Annotated in this window: 8 protein-coding genes; 3 read left to right on the plus strand and 5 right to left on the minus strand. The window is 75.1% G+C overall.

Annotated elements, in window-relative coordinates:
* The 4 genes from AB0M03_RS38970 to AB0M03_RS38985 all read right to left on the minus strand — a co-directional run.
* On the minus strand, window positions 1-182 hold a 182-nt coding region (locus tag AB0M03_RS38970; RefSeq protein WP_363501353.1), incomplete at its 3' end, for a hypothetical protein.
* A gap of 519 nt (window positions 183-701) precedes the next feature.
* Complete coding sequence (locus tag AB0M03_RS38975) at window positions 702-1,298, minus strand: dihydrofolate reductase family protein (protein WP_363501356.1); 597 nt, start codon at window positions 1,296-1,298, stop codon at window positions 702-704.
* A gap of 178 nt (window positions 1,299-1,476) precedes the next feature.
* Entirely contained in the window at window positions 1,477-1,806 is a 330-nt protein-coding gene (locus AB0M03_RS38980; protein WP_363501359.1) for a hypothetical protein, read from the minus strand.
* Window positions 1,807-1,905: 99 nt separating this feature from the next.
* Complete coding sequence (locus AB0M03_RS38985; protein WP_363501362.1) at window positions 1,906-2,388, minus strand: hypothetical protein; 483 nt, start codon at window positions 2,386-2,388, stop codon at window positions 1,906-1,908.
* A 156-nt stretch (window positions 2,389-2,544) separates the two neighbouring features.
* Here AB0M03_RS38985 and AB0M03_RS38990 point away from each other — a divergent pair, with 156 nt between their 5' ends.
* Window positions 2,545-2,763: a hypothetical protein gene (locus tag AB0M03_RS38990; protein ID WP_363501365.1), complete on the plus strand. Its 219-nt coding sequence runs from the start codon at window positions 2,545-2,547 to the stop codon at window positions 2,761-2,763.
* 27 nt (window positions 2,764-2,790) lie between these two features.
* Here AB0M03_RS38990 and AB0M03_RS38995 read toward each other — a convergent pair whose 3' ends face one another.
* The gene (locus tag AB0M03_RS38995; RefSeq protein WP_363501368.1) at window positions 2,791-4,587 is read right to left on the minus strand and encodes an MOSC and FAD-binding oxidoreductase domain-containing protein; all 1,797 of its coding nucleotides are present in this window, start codon (window positions 4,585-4,587) and stop codon (window positions 2,791-2,793) included.
* 671 nt (window positions 4,588-5,258) lie between these two features.
* On the opposite strand from AB0M03_RS38995, the gene AB0M03_RS39000 reads away from it, so the two are divergent.
* Window positions 5,259-6,779 (plus strand): hypothetical protein, encoded by a 1,521-nt coding sequence (locus AB0M03_RS39000; RefSeq protein WP_363501371.1) that lies wholly within the window; start codon window positions 5,259-5,261, stop codon window positions 6,777-6,779.
* A gap of 173 nt (window positions 6,780-6,952) precedes the next feature.
* On the plus strand, window positions 6,953-7,068 hold a 116-nt coding region (locus AB0M03_RS39005), incomplete at its 3' end, for an acyl-CoA dehydrogenase family protein (RefSeq protein ID WP_363501374.1).

Consider the following 7,068-nt stretch of genomic DNA (forward strand, 5'->3'; position numbering starts at 1 on the left):
GAGAAGTAGTCCAGGCCGGTCAGGCACATCACCCGCCACCAGCGCTGCCCGTGCTCCTCCTTGACCTCCGCGTGCGGGCCGGGGTGCTGCTTGGCCCGGTCCGACAGCCCCTCCAGCAGCCACGCCCGCAGCCGGCTCGGTGCCGCGGGTTGAGGGGGGACCGGCGGGGATGTTGTGGACACGGTGGACTCCGTCGACGGCGCAAATGATCAAGCCGCCCGGTGGGCGGCGACGCCAGAGTAGGCAGCCCGGTCGTCGGCCTCTTTCGCCACCGTGTACAACATGCGGACCCGCTCCTGGCAGGACCGGTCGTACCGCGCACCCGCCGGACGGCCCCGCCGGGCCCGGCCGCCGGTGCCGGGGACCCGCGCCCGGGTCGGGCTGCACGGCGGCGGTGTGCGGGTTGATCCGCAGGTCAGGACGGTCGACTGCGGTGGTGACGGTGTCCGCGCAGGACGGCGCGCGGTCTCCGGGCAGTGGGGTGGCGGCCGGGGATCGGGCAGGTCGAGCCCCGGCCCGTCCCGCAGGACGGACGGCCCGCCCGACGGGCGCGGGAGCCAATCCTTGACGGATCTTTAACGCCCTGCGGACCGTCCGCCCGGCTTCGGCCCCTCACCGACTCCGGAACCGGTTCGCAGACGGACCGAAGGCACCCTTTTCAGGCACTCGGGCATCCCGCGCCCCCATGGGCACACCCCGAGCTACTTCTCGGTGACCGTGCGGTAGGTGCAGACGTTGACGCCGGTGGCGCTGGTGACGGTGGAGACCAGCTCGAGCGTGTGCTTCCCGCCGTCCGCCGGGAAGATCGACTTGCCGCCGCCGAGCAGCACCGGCATGACCATCAGCCGGAGCTCGTCGACCAGGCCCTCGGCGAGGAGGGTGCGGGCGAGGGTGGGGCTGCCCATGACGAGCAGGTCGCCGCCCTCGGCCTTGTGCAGCTCGCGCAGGCGGTCGACGGCCTCGTCGCCGCCGATGCGGGTGGTGTTCGCCCAGGTCAGGTCGGAGTCGCCGAGCGTCCGGGAGACGACGTACTTGGGGATGGCGTTCATCCGGTCGGCGAACGGGTCGCCGGCGCGCTCGGGCCAGGCCGCGGCCATCGTCTGCCAGGTGCGGCGCCCGAACAGCAGGGCCTCGGCCTTGCCCAGTGCGTCGTCGAAGGCGCCGCCGACGACCTCCGGGTCGAAGAAGGGGTGCGACCACCCGCCGTGGGCGAAGCCGCCGTCGGTGTCCTCCTCCGGGCCGCCGGGGGCCTGCACGACGCCGTCGAGGCTCATGAACTCGCTGATGACGATGCGCACGGGACTTGCTCCTCCACTGGTTCCAGGTGCGGTCGCCCCTGCTCCTCGCGCCGCTCCGGCATCATGGCACCCTCGACTGACAACCCGTCACCGTCCGGCTGCCCGGCGGGGCGCTGCGGCGCCGCAGGGCTGTTCCGCCGGCCGCGGAAGCACCGGTCGGAGGGTGCGGGCAGCGGGGTCAGCCGTACCAGGAGGCCTCGGTCGGCCGGGCGTGTCGGGGGATCTCCCGTTCGGGCATCGGCAGCTCCGTGCCGCCGTCCAGGAGCGTGCAGGACGGGATGCCGCCCCTCCGCCCGGGCAGGGCGACCCGGATCCCGACCTGGCGCGGCGGGTCGAGGGGCAGCACGACCGTGAGGGTGTGCTCCTCGGCGTGGTGTCCGTGGACGCGCTCGAAGGCCACTTCCTTGCCGTCCACCAGCACCTCCACCTCCCGGTCGCCCCCGAAACGCACCCCCGCGGTGACCGAGCAGCCGGCGTGTTCGAGGTGGAAGTGGTACTCGCGGCCCATGCCCGCCTCCCGGTCGTTGCTCCCGATGCGTGCTTCCGTCGTGTGGACCCTGCCTCTTCATCGTGACACCGGTCCGCGGCGAACGGCGGACCGGCGCGTTCACCAGGGCCGGTACCAGGGGCGGGGCGGGAGGCGGTCGGCGAAGAAGGCCTCGGCCTCGGCGCGCCGGGGCCCGTCGAGGATGCGCTGCGGCAGGAAGGTGACGGTGCGGTTGGCGTGCTCCAGGTACCAGAAGCCTCCGCTGCTGGTCATCCGGCGGTGCAGGCCCCACGCCGCGGTGGTGCGGCCCGCCGCGGTCTGCATCTCGTACCCCTCGTCGGTGAGGCGGACGGTCCACGGCTCGGCCGTCAGCCGGGCGTTCGCGCGGGCCGTGAGGCGGACGATGCCGAACTCGGACACCAGCAGCAGCACGAGCCCGGGGGCGAAGTACCGGGGCTGGAGGCGGCCGTCCAGGACGGACAGCAGGGCGGCGGCCAGCATCGCCAGGACGCCCAGGACGGTGAGGAACCGCACCAGCGGGAAGCGCCGCGCCGCGCGGCGGCACTCCTTCGGCGTCACCGTGAAGGTCGCGGTGATGTCCATGGCCTTTCGCACCTCGTCTGCTCCGGATGCCGGGCCGCGCCGGGTCCGGCCGGCGCGTCCGGACGGATGACATGTCCGTCCGGAAGGAGCAGCGGCCGTAACCCCTCCGGTGTCACACCGTTGGCCGCACGGACCGTCTTCCGTGGAGGGAACAGCATGCCAGTCCTCGTCCGAACCGCCGTCGCCGCCGCCCTGTTCGGTGCGGCCACTCTGGCGGGCACCGCCGCTGCGGCCGCCGCCGGGAACGCCGCGTACCCGGCGCCCTCGAAGCAGGAGCACCTGTACACCGTCCCGGTGGGGGGCGTGACCGACCTCGGTGACCTGACCAAGCTGGGCCTGCTCGGCTACGACTTCGCCGGCCTGCTGGGCGGCTGACGGGGCGTCATTCTCCCTGGCGGGTCGTCAGAGGTCGAGGACGATGTCCCGGTCCGGCCGGGAGCAGCAGATCAGGGCGTTGCCGGGGCCGGGTCGCTCGACCGGTTCGGGGTCGTAGGCGACCCGGCCCTCCAGGAGACGGGTCTCGCAGGTGCGGCAGACGCCGGTGCGGCAGGACCAGCGGACGGCGATGTCGCAGGCTTCGGCGAGTTCCAGCAGGGTGCCGTACTCGGGCCTCCACGGGACGGTGATGCCGCTGCGGGTGAAGGCGACCGCGGGGCCGTCGCCGGGGGTGCCCCCGGGCGGGTGCGGGGTACGGGCCGGGCCCGCGGCGGCGATGCCGGGGGTGAGGCCGCTCGCGGCGGCGAAGAGTTCGGTTCGGATGTGCTCGGGTGCCAGGCCGGCGCCGGTCAGTGCCGCGGTGAGGTCGGCCATGAACGGGGCCGGGCCGCAGAGGTGGGCGTGGGCGTCGGCGGGCAGGCCGAGGCCGGCGACGAGGTCCGCGGTGAGGCGACCCCGGTCGGTGTAGTCGGTGCCGGGCCGGCCGTAGTCGGCGCCCTGCCGGTCCTCCGGGCGCGGGCGGCTGTAGCAGATGCGCACGTGCGACCGGGGCAGCCGCTGCAGCAGGCGCCTGGTCTCCGCCGCGAAGGGGTGGTCCGCTCCGTTCCGCGCCCCGTGCAGCCACCACACCTCCCGGCCCGGCCGGGCGGCCGCCAGGGCGTGCAGCATGGCGAGGACGGGGGTGGCGCCGACGCCCGCCGAGGCCAGCACCACCGGGGCGTCCCCCGGGGCGAGGATGAAGGCGCCGCGCGGGGCGGCGGTCTGCAGGGTGTCGCCGACCCGCAGGTTGCGGTGCAGCCAGGCGCTGGCGACGCCGTCGGGCTCGCTCTTGACGCTGATCCGGTACCGCTGCGCGCCGGGCGGCCCGGAGAGCGAGTAGCTGCGCAGCAGGGCGGGCCGGTCGGCGTCCGGGGCGAGGCGGACGGTGAGGTACTGGCCGGGTGCGGCGGCGGGCAGCGGGGCGCCGTCGGGGTCGGCCAGCCAGAGGGAGAGGACGCTGCGGCTCTCGACGGCGGTGGCGGCGACGGTGAGCGGCCGGAAGCCGTCCCAGGCGGGCCGGGGGTCGGCGCCGTCCGGGTTGAGGCCGGGGTTCCCGGCCGGGGCGCCTTCGGTTGCGGTGTCCGCCTGCTGCAGGAGGGCGCGGAAGGAGCCCTGCCAGCCGGGGCTGAGTGCGGGGATGCGCAGGGCCCTGGCGATGCGGTCGCGGGGCCGTTCGGGGAGGTAGAGCAGGCCGTCGGTCTCGGCGACGGTCATCCGCTCCGGCCCGTCGGCGATCTTGACGATCTCCTGGCCGGCCTCGACCTCGCCCTCGGTGAGCACCCGCAGGTAGAAGCCGGGGCGGCGGTGGCTGACCAGCAGCGCGGGCATGCGGGGCTCGTCCATCCGCAGCCCGACGCGGTAGCAGGTGACGCGCGGCTGGGTCACTTCGAAGACGGCGCTGCCGATCCGGTAACGGTCGCCGATGCAGACCTCGTCGTCGGGGAGCCCTTCGACGGTGAAGTTCTCGCCGAACTGGCCGTGGGTGAAGTCGTCGCGGCCGAGGACCTGCTGCCAGTGGCGGTACGAGTCCAGCTGGTACACCATCACGGCCCGCATCTCGCCGCCGTGTCCGGCCAGGTCGCCCTGGCCGTCCCCGTCGAGGTTCAGCCGGCGTACGGTGCACGGCCCGTCGACCGGGTCCTTCCAGATGCCGGTGCGGACGGTGCGGCCGCGCCAGCGGACGTCCTTCGGCAGTCCGACGTTGACGGAGACGAGCTTGGCCACGGTGTCCGTCCTGCAGGTCGACGCGGGCCCCCCGGTCCCGTCCGATCGTAGCCCCGGACCTGCGGCCGGGCGGTACCCCGAACGGCGAGTCCGGGGCGGTCCCGACGGACCGCCCCCGGACCACGGTGGGCACGGTCAGGAGGCGTCGTCCCACCGGTAGCCGAGTTCCTCGGCCCGCTCGCGGCTGCCGCCGGACACCCGGCTGTAGGTCTTCGGGTCCTCCGCGGCCAGGCGGCGCAGGGCAGCGACGGCCTGCGACTGCGGCGGTGTGCCGTCGTCGGGCAGCGTCCAGGAGAAGTACAGCGGGTTGTCGGGCCGTTCCGGGGCCCGGGCGGCCAGTCCGGGGCCGAGGGGCTGGTCTCCCCCGCCGAACTGGCCGGCCGGCCCTCCTGTGGCTCGACACCCGCGGCGAACCGGTCGTGCCCTGCGAGGAACTCCGCCGGGCCGCCCACGCCGCCGGCGCCCACAGCGTCACCGGCCCCGACACCCGACTGGCCCGACCAGCCGAGCATCGGCCTCCCGGTCTGAGACGGCGTCGACGGCAGCTCCCGGGAACGGTCCCCAGGGGCACTCGGAGGTCGGCTCAGCGGCGCGCGGGGGCACCCCTGACCTCCGAGGAGACGCCATAAGCTGTCCGGTGATCGTCAAAGCAGCGAATCGGGAGGGGCCGGATGGCAGTCGGCGGGGGAACGGAACGGGCGCAGGAGGCGGTGCGGGCGCTGCTCGCGCTGCGCGCGGTGGACGGCGTCGAGGTGCTCGACGGCTTCGGCGACGCGGAGATGGACGGCTGGCCGGTGCCGGTGCCCGAGGCCGTGCGGACCGTGCTGCGGGCGGCGGGCGGTGTCCGTACGCGCGACGAGGAGCACGTCTTCGGCCCGCGCACCCTGCGGCCGTCCTCGTTCGCCGACGGCTACTGGGGGCTCGGCTCCTACCACCGGACGGAGAGCACGGTGATCGCCGGCGTGGGCGACCCGGAGGCCGCGGACTGGGGCCCGGTGGTGGCGATCCGGCAGTGGGACGATCCGGAGGCCGTCGTCGAGGCCGAGGCGTTCGGCGACTGGCTGCTCGCCCTCGCGGCCCGCCTCGCCGACCCCGGCGCGGACGCCTGCCGCGGCGGAGCGCCGACGGCCTCGATCGCCGCCGTGCCCAGCGTGGCGGCCGCCGAGGGCCCGGACGCCGGGCTCGCCGCCCTGGTCGGCCGCGGCGACCCGCTCGCCGACGTCGCCGACCTGCGCCGGCTGCCCGGCCTCCCCTGCCGGATCGACTGGGAGCCGTACCACTCCTTCGCGTACAACACCGCCGACACCGGCGGCAGCGAGATGGAGTTCCGGATGCTGGGCGGCGGTCGGGCGCTGCTCTTCCGCAGCATCGTCAGCGGGGACTTCCTGGGCCGCCCGGTCCGGCGGCACACCGTTCCCGCGGACGCTCCGCAGCGGGCGGTGGCCGAGCTGCGCGCCCTCGCGGCCGCCCACCCCGAGTCGGTCCGCCTCGAACCGGGCTGCACCGACGCGGAGATGGACGGCTGGCCCGTCCCCGTGCCGCCGGAGGTCCGGGCGGTGGTCCGGGAGATCGGCGGTGTCGCGGTGGCCGGGTTGCCGGTGCTGCGCCTGCTGCCGGGCGGGCCCGAGCACCGGGCCGACCCCGAGGTGCACCGGATGCTGGGCGGCGACGGCACGTACTGGCCGATCGCCCTGGTGTCGTACGGACAGCACCGGGCGCTCGCCCAGATCCGGATCGACCCGGACAGCGGGGAGTGGGGCTGCGCCGTCACGGTGTCGGCCGAGGAACGGCTGCTGCAGGAGTACCCGGAGCTGACGCTGCTCGGGGAGTCGCTGGCGGACCTGCTGCTGACCGTCGCCCGGATCGCCCGCGAGGCGGCCGCGGCAGCGGACTTCGCACGCTCGGCCGGTGCGGCGAGCGGCTGGTTCTTCCCCAACACGGGCGAGCCGTGGGTCCTCCCCGAGCCGGTCGCGGACTGGGCGAAGTCCGAGGACCCGCTGCTGGCCGCCGCCGCGGCCCTGCCGGAGGGCACCTTCGCCGGCGACCTGCGGGCCGCGCCCGCCCCGGGCGACCTCTGCTTCTACCGCGCCGAGGGCTGGCCCTACGGGGCCCGCCTGGACCACCTCGTCTTCCTCGGCGCCGGCCGCGTGGCCGCAGCCGTGCCCACCGTTCTCCACGCCTCCAACGGCTGACCGCCCTCCCGGAGGGGGCCGTCCGGACAGTCCGGGCGGCCCCCTTCGGCATGTCGCGGCGGACCGGGCTGGCGTTGATGGCACAGAGTGTGTTCTATTAGGGGAACTGAGTTCCCTCTCTGTGGATCGTGTTCCGCCAACGGCTGCGCGGGACGGACTGGAGCACCAGAACCATGAGCAACTCCTTCGATCTGTTCCGCTTGACCGAGGAGCACGACATGCTCCGTGACGCGGTGCGGTCGCTGGCCGAGGCGAAGATCGCCCCGTTCGCGGCCGAGGTCGACGAGCA

The sequence above is a fragment of the Kitasatospora sp. NPDC051914 genome (genome assembly GCF_040680995.1).
In the GTDB taxonomy this organism is placed as follows: Bacteria; Actinomycetota; Actinomycetes; order Streptomycetales; family Streptomycetaceae; genus Kitasatospora.

Bases quoted from the DNA above. Each gene is read 5' to 3' on its own strand.
- AB0M03_RS38990 (WP_363501365.1), top strand. From the start codon at position 2,545: ATGCCAGTCCTCGTCCGAACCGCCGTCGCCGCCGCCCTGTTCGGTGCG.
- AB0M03_RS38980 (WP_363501359.1), bottom strand. From the start codon at position 1,806: ATGGGCCGCGAGTACCACTTCCACCTCGAACACGCCGGCTGCTCGGTC.
- AB0M03_RS39000 (WP_363501371.1), top strand. From the start codon at position 5,259: ATGGCAGTCGGCGGGGGAACGGAACGGGCGCAGGAGGCGGTGCGGGCG.
- AB0M03_RS38985 (WP_363501362.1), bottom strand. From the start codon at position 2,388: ATGGACATCACCGCGACCTTCACGGTGACGCCGAAGGAGTGCCGCCGC.